The organism is Clostridiisalibacter paucivorans DSM 22131, from assembly GCF_000620125.1.
Lineage (GTDB): Bacteria > Bacillota > Clostridia > Tissierellales > Clostridiisalibacteraceae > Clostridiisalibacter > Clostridiisalibacter paucivorans.
Genome location: NZ_JHVL01000035.1, coordinates 1 through 20,252, shown reverse-complemented (window position 1 = coordinate 20,252; position 20,252 = coordinate 1). Strand labels below are relative to the sequence as shown.

Annotated in this window: 17 protein-coding genes and 2 pseudogenes; 15 read left to right on the top strand and 4 right to left on the bottom strand. The window is 31.7% G+C overall.

What is annotated here, in order from left to right:
- Nucleotides 1-2 precede the first annotated feature (2 nt).
- The 4 genes from proV to Q326_RS0110130 all read left to right on the top strand — a co-directional run bounded on the left by proV (nucleotide 3) and on the right by Q326_RS0110130 (nucleotide 4,182).
- Entirely contained in the window at nucleotides 3-1,187 is a 1,185-nt protein-coding gene (proV, locus tag Q326_RS0110145; RefSeq protein ID WP_026895294.1) for a glycine betaine/L-proline ABC transporter ATP-binding protein ProV, read from the top strand.
- 1 nt (nucleotide 1,188) lies between these two features.
- Nucleotides 1,189-2,013, top strand: coding sequence for an ABC transporter permease (locus Q326_RS0110140; RefSeq protein ID WP_026895293.1), 825 nt, complete (start codon nucleotides 1,189-1,191; stop codon nucleotides 2,011-2,013).
- Nucleotides 2,014-2,034: 21 nt separating this feature from the next.
- Complete coding sequence (locus Q326_RS0110135; protein ID WP_026895292.1) at nucleotides 2,035-2,943, top strand: glycine betaine ABC transporter substrate-binding protein; 909 nt, start codon at nucleotides 2,035-2,037, stop codon at nucleotides 2,941-2,943.
- A gap of 294 nt (nucleotides 2,944-3,237) precedes the next feature.
- On the top strand, nucleotides 3,238-4,182 hold the full coding sequence (locus tag Q326_RS0110130) for an L-threonine 3-dehydrogenase (RefSeq protein ID WP_026895291.1): 945 nt from the start codon (nucleotides 3,238-3,240) through the stop codon (nucleotides 4,180-4,182).
- Between the two features lie 122 nt (nucleotides 4,183-4,304).
- Here the strand turns inward: Q326_RS0110130 and Q326_RS0110125 are convergent, their stop codons facing one another.
- Entirely contained in the window at nucleotides 4,305-5,447 is a 1,143-nt protein-coding gene (locus tag Q326_RS0110125; RefSeq protein ID WP_026895290.1) for a DUF362 domain-containing protein, read from the bottom strand.
- A 20-nt stretch (nucleotides 5,448-5,467) separates the two neighbouring features.
- A complete protein-coding gene (locus Q326_RS0110120) occupies nucleotides 5,468-6,310 on the bottom strand; it encodes a DegV family protein (RefSeq protein WP_026895289.1) in 843 nt (280 codons plus the stop codon).
- Between the two features lie 370 nt (nucleotides 6,311-6,680).
- Here Q326_RS0110120 and Q326_RS0110115 point away from each other — a divergent pair, with 370 nt between their 5' ends.
- The 3 genes from Q326_RS0110115 to Q326_RS0110105 all read left to right on the top strand — a co-directional run bounded on the left by Q326_RS0110115 (nucleotide 6,681) and on the right by Q326_RS0110105 (nucleotide 8,965).
- The gene (locus Q326_RS0110115; protein ID WP_026895288.1) at nucleotides 6,681-7,511 is read left to right on the top strand and encodes a DegV family protein; all 831 of its coding nucleotides are present in this window, start codon (nucleotides 6,681-6,683) and stop codon (nucleotides 7,509-7,511) included.
- 74 nt (nucleotides 7,512-7,585) lie between these two features.
- Nucleotides 7,586-8,095, top strand: coding sequence for a thiol peroxidase (gene tpx / locus Q326_RS0110110; RefSeq protein ID WP_026895287.1), 510 nt, complete (start codon nucleotides 7,586-7,588; stop codon nucleotides 8,093-8,095).
- A gap of 81 nt (nucleotides 8,096-8,176) precedes the next feature.
- Complete coding sequence (locus Q326_RS0110105) at nucleotides 8,177-8,965, top strand: patatin-like phospholipase family protein (RefSeq protein WP_026895286.1); 789 nt, start codon at nucleotides 8,177-8,179, stop codon at nucleotides 8,963-8,965.
- Here the strand turns inward: Q326_RS0110105 and Q326_RS0110100 are convergent.
- The gene (locus Q326_RS0110100) at nucleotides 8,955-9,473 is read right to left on the bottom strand and encodes a hypothetical protein (protein WP_026895285.1); all 519 of its coding nucleotides are present in this window, start codon (nucleotides 9,471-9,473) and stop codon (nucleotides 8,955-8,957) included. The two genes, Q326_RS0110105 and Q326_RS0110100, sit on opposite strands and share 11 nt — an antisense overlap.
- A gap of 159 nt (nucleotides 9,474-9,632) precedes the next feature.
- Between Q326_RS0110100 and Q326_RS0110095 the strand changes: the two genes are divergently transcribed.
- From Q326_RS0110095 to Q326_RS0110060, 8 genes and pseudogenes are all read left to right on the top strand, one after another.
- Nucleotides 9,633-10,574: a nitronate monooxygenase gene (locus tag Q326_RS0110095; protein ID WP_026895284.1), complete on the top strand. Its 942-nt coding sequence runs from the start codon at nucleotides 9,633-9,635 to the stop codon at nucleotides 10,572-10,574.
- 191 nt (nucleotides 10,575-10,765) lie between these two features.
- Entirely contained in the window at nucleotides 10,766-11,770 is a 1,005-nt protein-coding gene (trpS, locus tag Q326_RS0110090) for a tryptophan--tRNA ligase (RefSeq protein ID WP_026895283.1), read from the top strand.
- Nucleotides 11,771-11,786: 16 nt separating this feature from the next.
- Entirely contained in the window at nucleotides 11,787-13,505 is a 1,719-nt protein-coding gene (locus tag Q326_RS17100; protein WP_051531365.1) for a putative bifunctional diguanylate cyclase/phosphodiesterase, read from the top strand.
- 397 nt (nucleotides 13,506-13,902) lie between these two features.
- Nucleotides 13,903-14,748, top strand: a complete 846-nt coding sequence (locus Q326_RS0110080; RefSeq protein ID WP_026895282.1) for an ABC transporter substrate-binding protein — start codon at nucleotides 13,903-13,905, stop codon at nucleotides 14,746-14,748.
- 37 nt (nucleotides 14,749-14,785) lie between these two features.
- Nucleotides 14,786-15,427, top strand: coding sequence for an amino acid ABC transporter permease (locus Q326_RS0110075; protein ID WP_026895281.1), 642 nt, complete (start codon nucleotides 14,786-14,788; stop codon nucleotides 15,425-15,427).
- Entirely contained in the window at nucleotides 15,420-16,145 is a 726-nt protein-coding gene (locus tag Q326_RS0110070; RefSeq protein WP_026895280.1) for an amino acid ABC transporter ATP-binding protein, read from the top strand. Before Q326_RS0110075 ends, Q326_RS0110070 begins: the two co-directional genes overlap by 8 nt.
- 446 nt (nucleotides 16,146-16,591) lie before the next feature.
- Nucleotides 16,592-19,009, top strand: coding sequence for a glycyl radical protein (locus tag Q326_RS0110065; RefSeq protein WP_026895279.1), 2,418 nt, complete (start codon nucleotides 16,592-16,594; stop codon nucleotides 19,007-19,009).
- Nucleotides 19,010-19,102: 93 nt separating this feature from the next.
- A pseudogene (locus Q326_RS0110060) lies at nucleotides 19,103-19,825 on the top strand (glycyl-radical enzyme activating protein); the annotation flags it as partial.
- A gap of 210 nt (nucleotides 19,826-20,035) precedes the next feature.
- On the opposite strand, the pseudogene Q326_RS18780 reads toward Q326_RS0110060, so the two are convergent.
- Nucleotides 20,036-20,252, bottom strand: a pseudogene (locus Q326_RS18780) (IS110 family transposase); the annotation flags it as partial.

Here is a 20,252-nt window from a genome sequence, read left to right as displayed (position 1 = left end):
ATATGAGTAAGATAGAAGTCAAAAATGTGTACAAAGTATTTGGCTCCAATCCAAAAAAAGTTTTTCCATTGATAGATAAAGGTCTGAGTAAAGATGAAATATTAAAGAAGACTGGAAACACTGTAGGAGTTAATGATGTGAGTTTTAATGTTGAAGATGGAGAATTTTTTGTGGTTATGGGGCTTTCTGGTAGTGGTAAGTCAACTTTAATTAGATGTTTAAATAGATTGATAAATCCTACTAGGGGACAAATATTTATAGACGGAGAAGATATAGCTAAGGCAAATGATGAAAAATTGAGAGAAGTAAGAAGAAAAAAGATTGCGATGGTATTCCAAAATTTTGCACTATTTCCCCATAGGACTGTGGCCAGCAATGTGGAATATGGATTAGAAGTGCAAGGAGTAGAGCCAGAAGTTAGAACGGAGAAGGCATATGAGGCATTAAGGTTAGTTGGATTGAAGGGATATGAAGAGAGTATGCCCGATGAGTTAAGTGGAGGAATGCAACAAAGGGTAGGATTAGCTAGAGCATTGGCTACAGACCCTGATATATTATTAATGGATGAGGCATTTAGTGCATTAGATCCTCTGATAAGAAAAGAGATGCAGGACGAATTATTGGATTTACAATCGGAAATGAAAAAGACTATTATTTTTATTACCCACGATTTAGATGAGGCATTGAAACTGGGAGATAGAATTGCTGTTATGAAAGATGGAAAGGTTGTACAAATAGGCACACCAGAAGGAATACTTACTGACCCTGCAAATGATTATGTTAGAGAATTTGTACAAGATGTAGACAGGACAAAGGTAATAACAGCTGAATCAATAATGAAAAAGCCTATAACAGTTATTGACTATAAGGATGGTCCTAGAGTGGCAGTGAGAGAGATGAAACAAGCCGAAATAAGTAGTATATATGTAACAGATAAGGACAAAGTACTTAGAGGAGTTATCCTCATTGAGGATGCTCTTAAATTAGTTAAAGAAGGCAAAAGGAGCTTGGAAGAGCGTATTATAACAGATATTCCTACAGTATCTCCTGATACGCCAATAGTTGACATATTACCTATGTCTGCTGGAGCAGCGTATCCTGTGGCAGTTGTTGATGAAAAAAATAGATTAAAGGGAATAATAGTTAGAGTTTCATTGATTACAGGTATTATGGGAGAGGAGGAATAGGATGTTTGTATTTCATATAGGACCGTATTTTAAAACATTTGTTGAATGGTTAAGTAGCAGTTTTGAACCGTTTTTTGATGGTATAAAGGCATTTATGGAATTTGGTATATTGAGTATAGAAAAAGGCCTATTACTTATACCTAGTATAGTATTTATAGCAATAATAGCAGTGTTAGCATGGAGACTTGCAGGTAGGGGACTGGCTATATTTTCTATAGTAGGATTAGTGTTAATAGATGGAATGGAATTGTGGTCAGAAACTATGCAGACTTTGGCATTAGTTTTAACTTCTGCTTTCGTAGCATTGATAATAGGTATACCACTAGGTATTATAGCTTCTAGAAGTAAAAAGTTTGATAGATTATTGAGACCTGTATTGGATTTTATGCAGACAATGCCTGCATTTGTATATCTAATACCAGCAGTATTGTTTTTTAGTTTAGGTAAAGTTCCAGCTTCTGTAGCTACAGTTATATTTTCTATGCCTCCAGTGGTAAGATTGACTAATTTAGCCATCAGGCAAGTACCTACTGATGTTGTAGAGGCAGGAAGATCATTTGGTTCAACACCTGGTCAGATGCTAATCAAGGTGCAGTTGCCTATAGCATTACCTACGATTTTGGCTGGTATAAATCAGACTATAATGTTAGCATTGTCCATGGTTGTAATAGCAGCCATGATAGGTGCTGGAGGACTAGGTGAAAAGGTATTAAACGGTATACAACAGTATAAAATTGGATTAGGATTTGAAAGTGGTGTAGCAGTTGTTATATTGGCCATGATTTTAGATAGAATTACCCAAGCATTGGGTAATATAAATAAATAGAAAATTAGGAGGGTTTATTGTATGTTTAAAAGATTTAAAAAGGTAGGTGTTTTTACACTAGTAGCTGTATTGGCATTAAGTGTTGTATTGACTGGATGTGGTCAAGGCACTGACAATGAAGGAGATAATGGTGCTGGTGAAGAGGCCAAAGGAGAAGTGAAATTAGGAGTTGTAAATTGGGCTGAAGGTATAGCCATGACTAATCTTGCTGAAGCTATACTAGAAGATAAAATGGGATATGATGTCACAGTAACAAATGCAGATGCAGGATTAATATTTACATCTTTGGCTAAAGGAGATTATGATGCATTTCTAGATGGATGGTTGCCTATAACTCACCAGAGTTATATGGAGGAATTTGGCGACAAAATAGAAGATTTGGGATACAATTTTGAAGGTGCAAGAATAGGATTAGTTGTACCAGAGTATGTAGATATAAATAGCATTGAAGAGATGAATGAAGTTAAAGATCAATTTGATGGAAAAATAATAGGTATAGATTCAGGAGCAGGTATTATGAGTGCTACTGAAAGAGCAATAGAAGAATATGGATTAGATTATGAATTGATGGCAGGAAGTGGACCAGTTATGACAGCTGCATTAGCTGATGCCATAAATAAAGAAGAACCTATAATTGTTACAGGATGGCAACCTCACTGGAAATTTGCAAGATATGATCTTAAATTTTTAGAAGATCCAAAAACAGTATATGGTGAAACTGAAAATCTTCACACTATAACTAGAAAGGGATTATCTGAAGATAGGCCAGAATTAGCTCAATTCTTTAAGAATTTCAAACTTGACTCACAACAGTTGGGAAGTCTTATGGGAATGATTGCTGACAGCGACAAAGAACCTATAGAAGTGGCTAGAGAGTGGATGAATGAAAATGAAGAACTTGTAAATAGCTGGATACCAGAAGAAAAATAATATATATTAAAACCCTCGGGGTTTTGATGTTACCCCCTAAATCCGGACACGGACTTAGGGGGTTTTAATATGGTCAAATAAAATATTAAAAAAATGATAAAATTGGAAATGATGTAAACTCTTGATTAATAAACTATTATGTTATATCCTAAAAACAAGGGAAATAATTTTTTGAATCTTTAAAAAATACCTTTTTATCCTTTCTATAAATAGAGTATTGATTTTGGGGAATATAATAAATAGAAGATATTATTAATTTATTTTAAAAATAGATTCAAAAGGGGAGAGAATAATATGAAAAAAATATTAATTACCGGTGCATTGGGACAAATAGGCTCTGAGCTTACTATGAAATTGAGGGATATGTATGGTAGCAACAATATTATAGGAAGCGGTATAAATAAAAGAAAAACGGAGGTAACAGAGACAGGACCATTTGAAATAGTAGATGTAACTAATGCTAAAGAGATATATGAGGCTGCGAAAAAACATAATGTAGATTGGATAGTCCATTTAGCAGCTATATTATCTGCTACAGGAGAAAAAAAGCCAGAACTAGCTTGGAATGTAAATATGAATGGTCTTTACAATATACTTGAAGTAGCCAGAGAAAATGGATGTGGTGTATTTACTCCCAGTTCTATTGCAGCATTTGGGCCATCAACACCTAAGGATAATACTCCCCAAGATACATTACAAAGACCTGAAACTATGTATGGTGTTACTAAAGTAGCTGGAGAACTATTATGTGATTATTATTTCAAAAAATATGGAGTTGATACTAGAGGAGTAAGATTTCCAGGATTAATATCATATAAAACCCTTCCCGGTGGTGGAACTACAGATTATGCAGTACATATTTACTATGAGGCATTAAAGAATAAAAGATATACATCACCTATAGCAAGAGGTACATATATGGATATGATGTATATGCCCGATGCAATAGATGCAATAATAAATCTCATGGAAGCAGATGGTGCTAAATTAACCCATAGAAATGCTTTTAACGTAACAGCCATGAGTTTTGAGCCTAATGAGATATATAATGAGATCAAAAGACATATACCTGATTTTCAGATGGATTACGATGTTGATGAAAATCTTCAAAAGATAGCTGATTCATGGCCAAATTCTTTAAATGATACTATGGCTAGGGATGAATGGGGATGGAATCCTAAATATGATTTAGCTAAGATGACCCAAGATATGCTAGAGAAATTAAAGACAAAGATTTGAACATAGATAGTAGTTATTAGTTAGTAGATAGTAGTTATTAGTTGATGGTTGAAAGCATATGGATTTCAGCATTAAGCTACTAACTACTAACCATTAACTGTTAGCTTTTATATTTTTGACTTTTAAAATCCAATCTTTTTTAATAATTTTAATGTTAGAGGCTCGGTTACTGATATTGCACCTACGGGACATATTTCTTGACAGCAACAACAACGAATACATTTTTTATGGTCTATTTTGATATAGTCATTCATTGACATGGCATTGGCAGGACATTGGTCTATACATTTTTGACATTGAATGCATGTTGAATGGTCTATTTTTATTTTTTGATTTATCAACTTTTTAATAATCCCACTTAATAATGTGTTTTCTACAAATTCCAATGAAGAAAATGATGGGATTTTGAAATCTTCTATTATACAAGAAGAGATGGGAGATCCTAATATTTCGATGTCTTTTATATCTGAACCTATAAGGTCTAATTCTTCAGAAGCCTTAAATATAGGAAACTGTGAAGGGTGCTTTTTTATTATTTCTAATACAACTCTGTCCAATGCTATGGGATTGTCGCTGGCCAGTAATACATTAGATTCTATTTTTTCTCCATTTGTAGGTCCATTGCCTTCCATTCCCCATATACCGTCTAATATATGAAGATCTGCATTTACAGACATAGCGATTTCAACTATAAGTCTACCAAACAACTGTAAATCTCTACCTGCTATGAAATGCCATTGTCCCTTTTGTCTTCCCACGACACATCCAAATAGATTTTTTGTAGCTAATGTTATACCCATTTGAGCATGAGACTTTAATTTAGGTAAATTTATTATCTTGTCATATTTATATATTTCTTCTGACAGATATATTTGATGAAATTTTTTCTTTGACAGATCAATATTATTATTTCTTGCCAATACTGGTGAACCAAAATCTAAAAAAGTAACCCCATATTTTTGTAATTTTTCTATAAGTCCTAATTTTTTTGCCACTGTTATGGCACTGCCTAATCCAGGACTATCTCCTATAGTTACTTTACAACCATAATCTATGAGTATTTCTGTAAGGGCTATTATCAATTTAGGATGGGTATTGACAGCTGCTTCAGGAGAACGAGCCGTTATAAAATTAGGTTTAAGCAAAACACTGTCCCCTGGAGAAATGTATTTTTCTAATCCTCCTATATGGGATAATAATGATAATAGATTTTTTTTAAGATTATTATCGTAGGAATGGGCATTGATAATACCTACTTTTTCCACAAAATCACCTCTATTTATTTCTATTTATTACAATAGCATATACTCACTGTTTTTGGGCCACAATGGCTACATATAACACATCCGGCAGTGGTTAAAACTATATCCTTTACATTGACTTCTTTTTCTATCTGATTTTTTATATACAAAGCATTATCTAAATCCATAGAATGGGCAATAATAATTCTAGAGTTATCTATATTATTTTTTAGTAGGTCGTTGAGCATTATATCTATGGCCTTCTTTCTTTTGCCTCTAGGTTTTTGTCCCAAGATCATTCCGCCATTTATAACTTTAACTATGGGTTTGATCTTAAATACACTACCTATAAAGTTCTGAACTGAATTACATCTACCTCCTTTATATAGGTAGTCTAGGGTATTTATAACAAAGGATTTTCTTACATTAGGCACCATTGCTTCTATTTTCTTTACTATTTCATCACTGGACATTCCTAGATTAACATAATCTACGGCCTTTAATACTAAAAGACCAATACCCGTAGAGAGATTTAAAGAATCTATAACTTTAACTTTACCTTCTTCAAATTGTCTAGCTGCCAATTTTGCATTTTGAATAGTTGAAGATAATTTTGAAGAAAGTCCTATATATATAATAGTATCACCATTATCTATAACTGGTTTAAAACTATTGTAAAAGTCTGCTGGTGAAGGAGCAGAAGTTTTTGGCAATGTGTTTAGTTTATCTACTTTTTCATAAAGTTCTTTAGGTGTTATATCAAAACCATCTTTAAAGGTCTTATTATCAAATACCACATAAAGGGGAACTATTGAAATATTATTTTTTTCAAGAATTTCTTGATTGAGATCACAAGTGCTATCACTAAATATATGTATATTATTCATGTATAAATGCCTCCTTAAAATAATGTAAAGGATAATAATAGATTTGGCAAAAAAATAAATCTATATTATTATAATATTAAATAAATTAGTATATATATTAATAAATTTATCTAATATATATATTACTAGATATATGGAAAATAATAAAGTGGTAATATAGTAACTACTTAGCTTTATAGAAAAAAACCAATGTAAATTAGTATTTGCTATAATAATATGATATATTAGTATAGTAGAGAAATACTTAGAAATTTGTCGAAAACATTCTTTTTTAGCATAAAATTGGATGATAAATTTACATAATGATTTTAATTTAAAAAGATGATTGTTATATAATATTTGAATATATTAAACAGAAAGGAGATTCTTAATGAAGATTGTAGTAGATAGTAGTTTTGATTTGAACAACAAGATTTTAAACATGTTAAATTTAAGGAGAGTACCTCTAACGATAACTGTAAATGGAAAGACATATAATACCGATGAGAATTTAGAGACGACAAAATTATTGGCAGAGATGAAAGAAGATGAAAATATACCGAAAACTGCGTGTCCCTCTCCACAGAGTTTTTTAGAAGCATATGAAGAAGACGAGGATATATTCGTAGTTACCCTATCTTCTAAATTGAGTGGTACCTATAATAGTGCTGTAATGGCTAAGGATATTGTATTGGAGAAATATAAAGATAAATTTATCCATGTATTTGATTCAAAGAGTGCATCTGTGGGAGAGACCCTAGTGGGGCTTAAAATCTTTGAATTAGCTAAAGAAAATATTGAAAATATGGATATAGTGGAAAAAGTGACCCAATATGTGAAAGAGATGAAGACCTTTTTTGTATTGGAATCTTTAGAGAATCTAATAAAGGCTGGTAGAATAAATAAACTTAAGGGGAAGATAGCATCCGTTATGTCTATAAAACCCATTATGGGTGGTACTGATGAAGGAAGCATAGATTTGGTAAAAAAAGTAAGAGGCTCTAAAAGGGCATTGAGAAAACTAGTTGATATCATAGGAGAGCAAGGAGAAAGGCTAGAGGAGAAAGTTTTAGGCATAGCCCATTGTAATGCTCTAGATAGGGCAGAAAAATTTAAGGAAGAGGTATTGGCAAGGTATAATTTTAAAGATGTAATAATAGTAGAAACATCGAGTATTAGCACTGTATATGCCAATGAAGGAGGAATAGTTATTGCTTTTTGATTTTTTATGTTAATTCTCTCCAGTTATTGGGTAAAATAAGTATGTAATGATAATTAGAGGGGAGAGAAGATAATATGCAAAAAGACATAAAATTTGGAGGCAATCCAGTCACTATAACAGGAAAAGAAATAAAGATAGGTGACAAAGCACCTAACTTTAATGCAGTTAATAATGATTTATCGGTTTTTGATTTTCATAAAGAAACAGAGGGAAAAATTAAAATAATAAGTGCAGTGCCATCGGTTGATACTAAGGTATGTTCTTTGCAGACTATAAGATTTAATGACGAAGCTTCAAAATTATCTGATGACGTTGTAATAGTGACTGTAAGTGTTGACTTGCCCTTTGCTCAAGAGCGTTTTTGTGGAGCAGAAGGTATAAAGAATATACATGTGGTATCAGATTATAAGGATTTAGATTTTGGACAAAAATATGGATTCATAATAGATGAGTTCAGATTACTGACTAGAGGAGTAGTAATAGTAGATAAAGATAATATAGTAAAGTATGTGGAGTTTGTAAAAGAGGTTACAAATTATCCTGATTTTGATAGAGCATTGGAGGAAGTAAAAAAATTGTTATAGATAATACCCTAGGGATTAATCCTTAGGGTATTATTATGATATAATTTGAAATATTAAAGCTAATAATTGGAGGTAATATATATGAAGGGATTATACTTACAAGGTGGAGGAGCTAAAGGAGCATTTCAAGCTGGAGTTATATATGGACTATATGAGAGAGGGATTAAATTCGATGTACTATCGGGAACTTCTATTGGTGCTATAAATGGGTATTTTATTTATACAGGAAATATAGAAGAAATGAAAAAATTATGGACAAGCTATAATTTTGATGGTTCTGATTATAAAGATATGTTAGTAGAAGACAGAGTGATAGAAAATAAAAGTGTAATTGATGTATTAGATACATTGGAGGGAAAAGATAGAAATATAAAATCATTTTATGTAAATTACATAAAAATTAAAAATGAAAAAATAAATGAATTGAAAGTAGATATAAGTAAGTTAACTAGAAAAGAAGGGATAAATGCTGTCAAATACAGTTCGTTGTTGCCTTATAGATTAAATGAACCCAAAACTTTAGAAGAAATATTTAAAGATTTTGATTTTCAAAAAGTGATTGAAGACTTTTATGAAGATTTAAAAACTGGTATATATGATAAATACAATCTTGATGGGGGATTGGTAAATAACAATTCATTGTCTCCATTTTTAAAAAATAAATTGGATTCGTTATATATAATTACCTTTACAAAAGATTATAAAATTCCAGATTATATATTAAATACATATGATGAAAAGAATATATTAGTGATTAAACCTAATAGTGAATTTAGTCCAAATGATACATTGAGATTTGAAAATAAGTTTTGTAAAGATATATTCCAAGAAGGATATAATTTGTCAAAGGTATTAGATATTAAGATTTAGGTATGTTAATCTGTTTATGATGAGCATATTGATTTATATTTTTAGGTATTATATTTTTTACCAATTCAAATTCATCTTTATTTAAAGATATGGAATATTTGTGTTGTTTGCCAGAATTTAATTGCAATATAATTTTAGTTTTTTCTATGTAGATATGTTCTATTTCGGTCCATCTTCTAAAGTCTATTATTGTATTGAATATATCGATGTAAGCCAATCCATTGGCAGATACAATAAGTCGTTTAGAATAATATGCATACAACCAAAGTAAACTCAAGATTCCGAAAGTTATGACTGATATAATAGGATATGTATAAAGAGTATTTGAAAAAAAAATAAGTGCCAAGATTATTCCTATATAGTGTAGAGATTTTACAATGTATTTTGGATTTTCTATAAATGCTGGTTTACCTGTAACAGAGTATTGATCTTTTCCAATGGTTTTTTTAGAAAAAAATAAATATATGTCACTAATCATAATCAATAATATAGTTAAAGTAACAAGCATAAGTAATCTCCTTTTATAATATAAAGTTATAACCTATGATAACATATTAACACAATAAAATATGTTATACAATTTAATTTTAAAATGGTTTTTAAATAAATATAATAGGGTATAAAATATATCAAATAGATTAGAATAAATCTAGGAGGTTATATATATATGGAAACTAAGCTTACAAGACTTTTAAATATTAAATATCCTATTATACAAGGTGCAATGGCATGGGTATCTGATGCAAAATTGGCAGCAGCTGTATCGGAAGCAGGTGGTGCTGGAACTATAGCTACAGGAGGTAGGGAATCTTCTTGGGTTGAAGAACAGATTAGATTGGCAAAGACCCTTACTGATAAACCCTTTGGTGTAAATATAATGTTGATGGCTGAAAATAAGGATGAAATAGTAGATATAATATGTAATGAAAAGGTCAGCTATGTTACTTTGGGGGCAGGAAATCCTGTGCCATATTTTGAAAGGCTTCACAATGAAGGCATAAAGGTTGTGCCAGTAGTTCCCAATGTCAAATTGGCTAAAAGAGTGGCAGATAAAGGTGCAGATGCTATAGTGATAGAAGGAAGTGAAGCAGGAGGACATATAGGGAGTATCTCTAGTCTATCCCTTATGACTCAAGTTATACCTGAGGTAGATATACCTGTAATTGCAGCAGGAGGATTTGCTGATGGCAGAGGATTAGCTGCTGCTTTGGTTATGGGTGCTTCGGGGGTACAAATGGGTACTAGGTTTTATGCCTCTCAAGAATGCACTGCCCATTTAGATGCCAAGGTAAAAATAGTAAATGCTAAAGATACAGATACAGTAGTGACTGGAGCTCTTCATGGGCATAGTGTTAGAGGCATAAGAAATGCAATGACTGATAAATATTTAGATATGGAAAAAGCTGGAGCGAAAGAGGATGAATTATTGAAACTAGTTGTAGGCACAAGTCGCACTGCTCCACAGGAAGGAGATATAGAATGGGGTATGGTCCAAGCGGGACAAAGTCTTACAGCCATTAAAAATATAAAACCTTGTTCAGAAATAGTAGACGATATAATAACAGAGGCAAGGAAGGCTATAACAAATGCACAAATATATTTAAGGTAGATGTATATACATCTACCTTAAATATATTAAAAAAAGAATATTTATCCATTAATTCTTTACATAAGCAATAATTAAATATAAAATTAATAATTAGAGAGAACAATATTATTTAGGGGAGATTAATAGTTTTATAAATCATTTGTTTCCCTACAATATACTATAGTTTAAAAAGTGAGTGGAGGTATTTATATATGGAAGAGAAAAAGGTAATATTTAGTGGTACACAACCCTCAGGTGATTTGACATTGGGCAATTATCTAGGGGCACTAAAAAATTGGGTGTTATTGCAAGATGAATATGAATGCTATTATTGTATTGTTGACCTTCATGCCATCACATTACCTCAAGAGCCTAAAGATTTAAGAAGAAGAACATTGGAAGTGTTGGCTCTTTATCTAGCAGCAGGATTAGATCCTGAGAAGGTAACTATATTTATTCAGTCCCATGTAAGTGCACATTCACAGCTTTCTTGGGTTTTAAATTGTATGGCATATATGGGTGAGTTAAATAGAATGACTCAGTTTAAAGAAAAGTCTAAGAAAAATGCAGGAAATGTTAATGCAGGGCTGTTTACATATCCAGTATTGATGGTTGCTGACATATTATTATATCAAACTGATTTAGTTCCTGTAGGACAAGATCAAAAACAACATTTAGAGCTTTCCAGAGATATGGCTGAAAGATTTAATAATAGATATAGTCCAACATTTAAAATACCAGAGCCATTTATACCTAAAGTTGGAGCAAAAATAATGAGTCTTCAGGACCCATTGAGTAAGATGTCTAAATCAGATAAGAATGAGAATGGATATATCTTGTTGAAAGATGATCCAGATACAATAAGAAGAAAGATAAAGAGAGCAGTAACAGATTCCTTTAATAAAGTTAGATTTAGTGATGAACAATTAGGTATTAAAAATCTTATAACTATATATTCAAAGTTATCAGGTGAAGAGATAGATGTTATAGAAAAAAGATATGAGAATAAAGGATATGGTGAGTTTAAGAAGGATTTATCAGAGGTAGTAGTGGAAGGGCTAAGGCCTGTCAGGGAAAAATTTGAAGATTTAATGAGAAATAAGGATTATCTTGAAAAGATATATAGTATGGGAGCTAAAAAGGCTGAGAAGAAGGCATTTAAGACATTAAATAAAGTATATAAAAAGACAGGATTTATACCTAGAAGCTATAGATAGCTAAAGGTGGTGTAGTATGGATACCCAGAGTATCATAAAAGAAATAACTAATTATGATAGTTATATACAAAAAAATATTCAAAAGGAAATATTTGAAAGATGTGTAGAAGGAATTGTAATAACAGATAATAATGCAAGAATAGAATGGATAAACCCTGCTTTTACCAAAATAACAGGATACGAATTTAGTGAAGTAGTTGGTAAGAATCCTTCCATATTGAAATCAGATAGACATAATAGAGATTTTTATAAATCCATGTGGGAAAGTCTAATTAACAGTGGAAGCTGGGAAGGAGAAATATGGAATCGTAGAAAAAGTGGAGAGGCATATCCTGAAAAGCTTAGCATTGGAGTTATAAAGGATAAATTGGGAAGAACAATTAAATATGTATCTGTATTTAATGATTTAACAAAAATTAAAGAGAGTGAAGAATTTATAAAGTATCATTCTTATCATGATGCATTGACAGATTTGCCCAATAGACAGCTTTATGCAGATAGGTTGAGGAAGGCAATATTAAGTGCAAAAAGAAATGGCAATGGATTGGCAGTTATGTTTATTGATATGGACGATTTTAAGAGAATAAATGAGGGGTTTAGTCATATAATTGGAGATGTACTATTGAAGAGGGTTGGAGAAAGGTTAAAGGCAAGTATAGAAGAAGATGAAACAGTGGCAAGGATGAGCGGAGACGAATTTACAATTCTATTGCCATATATAGATAAAGAAAATGATGCTATAAAAGCTGCTAAAAATATAATGGAAAACTTTGAATTACCATTTTCAATAAAAGGATATGAAATTTTTGTAAATTTAAGTATAGGAATATGTATATATCCTTATGATGGTGAAGATGTGGGAGTGCTTGTAGGTAATGCCCACTCTGCTATGTATAGAGCAAAAGAATATAGTGGTAGTAGATACCAATTATATACTACTGCTATGAATAAAATGGCTATTGAGAAAATATCTATAGAAAATGACCTCCATAAAGCGTTAGATAGAGGAGAATTATTGTTATATTATCAGCCTAAGATAGATTTGAAAACTAGAATGATTGCAGGTATAGAGGCATTGGTAAGGTGGCAACATCCCACTAAAGGACTAGTATCTCCTGGAAAATTCATTCCCATTGCTGAAGAGACAGGTATAATTATACCAATGGGAAATTGGATATTAAAAGAGGCTTGTAAACAAAACAAGAGATGGCAAGATGAAGGATATAGACCGATACCTATATCAGTAAATTTGTCTGCTATACAATTTAGAGATGAAAAGTTATTGTATAATATACATGGAGCACTTAATGAAACTGGACTTGAAAATAGATATTTAGATATTGAAATAACAGAAAATATAGCTATGGAGGCAGTGGATCATTCCATGGAGATTATGAATAAATTAAGAGAAAATGGAATAACTCTATCTATGGATGATTTTGGGAAGGCATATTCTTCTCTTAGTTATTTGATAAAATTCCCCATGGATACATTAAAGATAGATAAAAGTTTTATTGATGAGTTGGAAAAGACTAATAACGGTAAAACCATAGTTAAAGCAATAATCGAGATGGCCCATAGTTTAAATAAAACAGTTGTAGCGGAAGGAGTAGAGACAAAGAAGCAATTGGACATGCTTTATGAAACAGGATGTGATCAAGTACAGGGATATTATTTTAGTAGGCCAGTTACAGCTGATGAAATAGAAGAAATGTTTAAAGAAGAAATTAAATAGATAATAGTAATGATATTTTAAATATAAAAAATTTATAGGGTCTATTCAACGATATAAATATAGTTAGTGGTAGGAACAACTAGTAGAAACTTTACTAATATTGTTTTTGTACTACTAACTATATTTATTTTTATTTTAAATTTATAAATTATTATTGTTAGCCCATAATGTAAAGATTATTTTTTATAAATAGTTTATACAGTATGAAAGGGATATTTTAACGCAATCAATGTATATATATACATTGATTGTTTGTTTATAATATTAAGTTGTCAGAACATATGCAACTAGATAGTAAGAATTAGCAATATTGTTTTAAATAAAAACAAAAAAGGTATTGCAAAAATATGCTAATATATGTATAATAATAAAAGAAATAAAAAATGGAGGGTTATAGATGTATAAAAAGAGGATAACGAGTATTTTATTATTAATAGTTTTAATGTTTACCGTAGTTTTATCAGGATGTGGTCAAGAAAGTGAAGATACCTCTTCAGATAGTTCAAATGCTGAAGATACTAAAAGTCAATTAGAATTAATTAAAGAGAGAGGCAAATTAGTATTGGGAACTTGTGCTGATTATCCACCTTATGAATTCCATAAAGAAATTGATGGTAAAGATACCATAGTAGGTTTTGATATATCAATAGGCAAGGAAATTGCCAAAGATTTAGGTGTTGAACTTGAGATAAAAGATATGCAATTCAAAGGATTATTACCTGCATTAAAGACAGGAAAAATAGATATGATTTTAGCAGGAATGACTCCCAAGCCAGAGAGAAGAGAAGAAGTAGATTTTTCAGATATATATTATAATGCTTTACATGGTGTAATAATAAGAGTAGAAGATCAGGATACTTATAAGACATTAGAAGATTTAACAGGAAAGGCTATAGGGGCCCAAAAGGCTGCTATACAGGAGGATTTGGCTAGAGAAAATATAAAGGATGCAGAAATAAAGGCATTGGGCAAGGTTTCAGATTTAATATTGCAGCTTAAAAATAAAAGGGCTGAGGCAGTAATTGTTGAAGAGGCAGTGGCACAGGCCTATATTAATAAAAACGAAGATTTAAGTTTGATGGATTTAAGATTACAAGACCAAGAGGGCGGTTCAGCTGTGGCTGTAAACAAAGACAATCCTGACTTTGTAGAGGCAATAAATAAGACGATAGAGAGATTAAATAATGAAGACTTAATAAATAAGTTTGTTGTTGAAGCTACAGAAATGTCAGAAAATGATTAATAATTAATATACATGGCAATAGAGGGGGTCGAATATATTGGATTTGTCGTTTTTAAGTAAATACTATATGTTTTATATAATGGGTATAAAAAATACAGTACTAATTGCATTTTTATCGGTTTTATTTGGAGTTATTCTAGGAATATTTTTAGCCCTTATGAAAATATCAAATAAGAAAATATTAAAAGGGATTTCTACTGCATATATAGAATTTATAAGGGGAACGCCTGTAATGGTTCAGGTATTTATCATATATTATGGTTTACCTTTAAACTTGCCCGAGATACCTTCAGGGGTATTGGCACTTAGTATCAATAGTGCTGCATATGTTGCAGAAATAATAAGGGCAGGAATACAGGCTATAGATAAAGGGCAAACAGAGGCTTCAAGATCTTTGGGAATGAGTCAGAGCATGACAATGAGATATATAGTTATCCCCCAGGCATTTAAAAATATATTACCAGCATTGGGAAATGAATTTATAACTGTAATAAAGGAATCGGCTATAGTATCAGTTATCGGAGTACCAGAACTTATGTATAATGCAGATACTATAAGGGGAAATACATTTAAGCCTTTTGCTCCATTGGTTGTTGCAGCCATACTATATTTTATACTAACGTTCACATTATCAAAGGGATTAGGTATAGTTGAAAGGAGGATGAAGGCCAGTGATTAAGGTCTATGATCTCAATAAAAAATTTGGAGAACTTCATGTTTTAAAGGGCATAAATAATCATATAGAAAAGGGAGAAGTTGTTTGTGTCATAGGTCCCAGTGGTTCAGGTAAAAGTACGTTTTTGAGATGTCTAAATCTTTTAGAGCAACCTACTAGTGGAGAGATAGTATTTGAAGGAGTATCTATCACTAGTGAAGAAAACAATGTAGATAAACAAAGACAAAAGATGGGAATGGTATTTCAGCAATTCAATCTTTTTCCCCATATGTCTGTTATAGATAATATAACAATAGGACCTAAAAAGGTGAAAAAAATGAATAAAAAAGAAGCAGAAGATATAGCTATGAGTCTTTTAGACAGGGTAGGACTTAAAGATAAGGCATATACTTATCCAAATCAACTTTCAGGAGGACAAAAGCAGAGAATAGCCATAGCTAGAGCATTGGCTATGTCTCCAGATGTTATGCTATTTGATGAACCTACATCGGCGTTAGATCCTGAAATGGTAGGAGAAGTGTTAGATGTTATGAAAGAGCTTGCAGCTGAGGGTATGACCATGGTTATAGTAAGTCATGAAATGGGATTTGCTAAAGAAGTTGCAGACAGAGTATTATTTATGGATGATGGGATTATAGTAGAAGAAGGAACACCGCAAGAAATATTTAATAATCCTAAAAATGAAAGGACTCAGAACTTTTTAGGAAAAATTTTAGTGTAGATAGATAGGGCATAGTATTTCGTTGCTATGTCCTATATCTATGTTAGTATATATTTAAAAATTAATTATGTTGAATGAAAAAAGGATTGGGCAAAACCCAATCCTTTTATTTTTTGTAATAAAAACAAATTAATCTAGTTTTAGTAATAAAAGTGTCTTGCAAATTAGAAAGCTATCTCAAAAATGAGATAAATCATTAATTAATGATTTAGAGAGAGATTCAACTGTAAAAAAGCACATTATATTAAGAATAATTAGAATTTTTGAGACATTATATGTAAAAAAAGGAATATGAAATACTTAAAACTAGCAATTTATCAAAAACAAAGAACAAAAACAAATTGGTACAGTAGTTGCAATAAATAATAAGTAATTAAGATCAAAGGAGGTAAAATAAAAAAACATATTATATGTGGTTATAAATAGAGAGAGGTGAAGGGTTTAAAATGACTATTCTAAAATATAATGAGCAAGATTTCAATAAGCCTATTTCTTCCCGTATAAGGAGAATGAGAGAAGAAATAGTATCTTCTAAACCTATTCTATGTAGTGAGAGGGCTTTGCTTGTTACTGAACTATATAAGAATACAGAAGATATGCCTAATATCACAAGAAGAGCACTTGCATTAGAAAAGATTCTTGATAATATGACTCAAAATATTTGGGATGGAGAATTAATCGTAGGAAGTCATGGTAGCAATGGAAGGAGATCAGCACCTGTTTTCCCTGAATTTGCTATAGAATGGTTAGAAGAAGAATTGGATGTGATGTTAGAAACTAGAGAACAGGATACATTTATAGTGCCTAAAAAGGTAAAAGAAGATCTTAAAAGCATTTTTCCTTATTGGCGTAATAAGACCATCTATAATAAATATCGAGGAATGTTGCCTGATGAAACTAAGAAGGCTAGAGATGCCTATATATTTACGCGAGATCTTTTTGAAAGAAATGGCTATGGTCATACGGCCTATCAAGTTGATAAATTACTTAAAGTTGGTCTTGTAGGGATAAAGGATGAAATCCAGAAGAAACTTGTTAGTCTTGATATAACAAGTAATGAAGGATTAAAGAAAAAGCTTTTTTATGAAGGGCTTATTATTTGCTGTGATGCAGTTATTAATTATGCGAGACGTTATGCTAGAAAGGCTTTAGAATTAGCTAATAAAGAGAAAAATCCTATAAGGAAAAAAGAACTTGAGAAAATTTCTGATGTTTGTGCATGGGTTCCAGAAAATCCAGCAAGGGATATATGGGATGCTATTCAGGTTGTAGCTTTTATGCAAATTATTATCCAAACTGAAACCAATGGAGATTCTGTTTCACCAGGAAGACTAGATCAATATTTATATCCTTATTATAAAAAAGATATAGATGAGGGTCATTACACAATAGATCAAATCCAAGATCTTTTAGATTGTCTTTGGCTAAAATTCAATGAAATTGTTAAAGTACAGGATAGTGAGTCTATCCATATCCATCCTGGTTTTCCAATGACTCCAAATTTGACTGTGGGAGGACAAACTTCAGAGGGGAGGGATGCTACTAATGAATTGAGTTATTTAATGCTAAACAGCCAAAGGCATGTTCGTCTAACCAATCCCCAATTTACAGTTCGTTTTCATAAAAATACCCCAAATGATTTTAAATTAAGAGTTGCAGAAATTATAAAACTAGGCACAGGAATGCCAGCTATGTTTGGTGATGAAGGTTGTATGGCTGCTATACAGAGAGCATTTCCAGAGATGCCTATTGAACGAGTTAGAGATTATAATATTGTAGGATGCGTGGAGCTTGCTCCAAAGGGATTTCAGGGTAGAGTAAATGGTGGTTTTTTAAATGTAGCTCGGGTTGTAGATTTAGCCTTAAATAATGGTGTAGATAGATTAACATGTAATCAGCTTGGGCCTAATACAGGTGAACCAGAGGATTTAAAAGATTTTAATGATGTATTAAAGGCTGTGAGTACACAAATGTCATATTTTGTGAAGCATCAAGTCATTAATGCAGCAGTAGTAGATATGATACAAAGGGAATACACACCCCATCTATTTCTTTCAAGCTTGATAGAAGGTTGTATTGAAAGTGGAAAAGATATGACCTGGGGTGGATCCCTTTGGGGAGCAACACCTATTTTGCATGTTGGAGAAGCTACAGCAGCTAATTCTTTGACAGCTGTAAAGAAAGTAGTTTTTGACGAAAAGATTATTACAATGAAGGAATTAAAACAGGCTCTAGATACAGATTTTTCATGTGCTAGAGGAGAAGAAATTCGTAAGCTATTGATTGAATCACCTAAATATGGAAATGACAACGATTATGCAGATAAAGTTATGAAGGAAATGACAAATATTTTCTTTGATGAGATTGAAAAACATAGGGATATTGATGGACGTCCTTATACATCTATGGTACTTACCCTTGGAGGAACTGTTCCACATGGATGGAAAACAGGTGCTACTGCCGATGGACGAAATGCAACAGTACCTGTTTCTGATTCTATGTCACCATCTAATATAGGTAATAGCGAAGGTCCCACAGCTGTACTTTTGTCAGCTAGCAAAATAGATCAAAGTCGTATTCTTGAAGGAAATGTATTGAATCTCAAATTTAATAGAAATGCAATGGGAGAAAGAGAGTCTTTAAAAAAATTAGTAGATTTAGTCAGTATATATTTTGATGAATTGAAGGGACAAGAAGTACAGATAAATGTTGTAGATGGGAGAATATTGAGAGATGCACAGAAAAATCCACAAAAATATAGTGACCTTATTATTCGTATTGCGGGTTATAGTGCACGATTTGTAGAACTCGCCAAGGAATTACAAGATGACATTATAGATAGGGAAGAACATCAATATGTATAGCATAGAAAAATAATGATATTAAAAAGCATAATAATTCACTGTGGCTATATAAAAATTGTTTAGATGCAGTGAATGGACTATGAGGTGTTAAAAATGACAGAACCAACTAGTAAAGTACAGGGATTAATTTATAATATACAACGTTATAGTCTTCATGATGGACCAGGCATTAGAACAATTATATTTTTAAAGGGATGTCCCCTTCGTTGTAAATGGTGTTCGAATCCAGAATCTCAAAAAATGGAGATAGAAACTATGAAATCTAAGGAAATAGGACGTATAGCTACTGTAGGTGAAATTCTAGATATAGCTTCTAGGGACAAGGTATTTTATGAGGGTTCCAATGGAGGAATTACTCTGTCTGGAGGAGAGGCACTTATGCAACCAGATTTTGCACAAGCCCTTGTATGTGAAGCTAAAAAAAGGAATATTCATGTAGCTATTGAAACTACAGCATTTCAACGGTGGAATGTTCTATGGAAGGTTATTGAAAAAGTAGACCTGATCTTACTTGATATAAAAGTTATGGATTCTAAACTACATAAACAATTTGTTGGAGTTTCTAATGAACTAATTATTCAAAATGCTAGAAAAATGGCAAAAATGAACAAAAATATAATTGTTAGAATTCCAATCATACCGGGTCATAATGATGACTGGAATAACCTGGCCAATACAAGCAAGTTTTGCAAAAATGTGGGCATAAAGAAGATAGAATTCCTTCCTTATCATCCTTTAGGAGAAGGAAAGTATGAAAAATTAAATAGAAAATATGAGCTTAAGGGTCTGAAGCCTCCATCAAAGGAAAGGCTAAGAGATATTGCATTAAAATTACAAAAAGAGTTCGGAGTGGATGTGTTGGTAGTATAGGTATATTTTTTAATATATATAATTTTATAAAAAGCAACCTGGTAATATGTCAAGGAGAATTTTTAAAAGAAAATAAAAGAAGTGATTAAAAAAGGGCAACTTTAATAGAACCTAGGTTTTTTAGCAAAAAAAACAGGTTTAATTTAAGAGCATATTTTATTGAATCTCCCCAACTTTATCATTGGAGTAGATTTGATTTTTAGTCAGCAAGCTAAAAATCAGGCGTACTAATTTACGAGATGTTAGCGCGAGTGCTCTTTTGTGTTGATGGGTCTTAACTTCACTAAATTTTTTGTAGTAATACTCTTTGTAGTCTGGAACAAGATTTTTTACACTGTTTGCTGCTTCAATTAAGTAATATCTAAGATATTTG

Coding starts and splice junctions, on each gene's coding strand:
- proV (WP_026895294.1), top strand. CDS start 3: ATGAGTAAGATAGAAGTCAAAAATGTGTACAAAGTATTTGGCTCCAAT.
- Q326_RS0110140 (WP_026895293.1), top strand. CDS start 1,189: ATGTTTGTATTTCATATAGGACCGTATTTTAAAACATTTGTTGAATGG.
- Q326_RS0110135 (WP_026895292.1), top strand. CDS start 2,035: ATGTTTAAAAGATTTAAAAAGGTAGGTGTTTTTACACTAGTAGCTGTA.
- Q326_RS0110130 (WP_026895291.1), top strand. CDS start 3,238: ATGAAAAAAATATTAATTACCGGTGCATTGGGACAAATAGGCTCTGAG.
- Q326_RS0110120 (WP_026895289.1), bottom strand. CDS start 6,310: ATGAATAATATACATATATTTAGTGATAGCACTTGTGATCTCAATCAA.
- Q326_RS0110115 (WP_026895288.1), top strand. CDS start 6,681: ATGAAGATTGTAGTAGATAGTAGTTTTGATTTGAACAACAAGATTTTA.
- tpx (WP_026895287.1), top strand. CDS start 7,586: ATGCAAAAAGACATAAAATTTGGAGGCAATCCAGTCACTATAACAGGA.
- Q326_RS0110105 (WP_026895286.1), top strand. CDS start 8,177: ATGAAGGGATTATACTTACAAGGTGGAGGAGCTAAAGGAGCATTTCAA.
- Q326_RS0110100 (WP_026895285.1), bottom strand. CDS start 9,473: ATGCTTGTTACTTTAACTATATTATTGATTATGATTAGTGACATATAT.
- Q326_RS0110095 (WP_026895284.1), top strand. CDS start 9,633: ATGGAAACTAAGCTTACAAGACTTTTAAATATTAAATATCCTATTATA.
- trpS (WP_026895283.1), top strand. CDS start 10,766: ATGGAAGAGAAAAAGGTAATATTTAGTGGTACACAACCCTCAGGTGAT.
- Q326_RS17100 (WP_051531365.1), top strand. CDS start 11,787: ATGGATACCCAGAGTATCATAAAAGAAATAACTAATTATGATAGTTAT.
- Q326_RS0110080 (WP_026895282.1), top strand. CDS start 13,903: ATGTATAAAAAGAGGATAACGAGTATTTTATTATTAATAGTTTTAATG.
- Q326_RS0110065 (WP_026895279.1), top strand. CDS start 16,592: ATGACTATTCTAAAATATAATGAGCAAGATTTCAATAAGCCTATTTCT.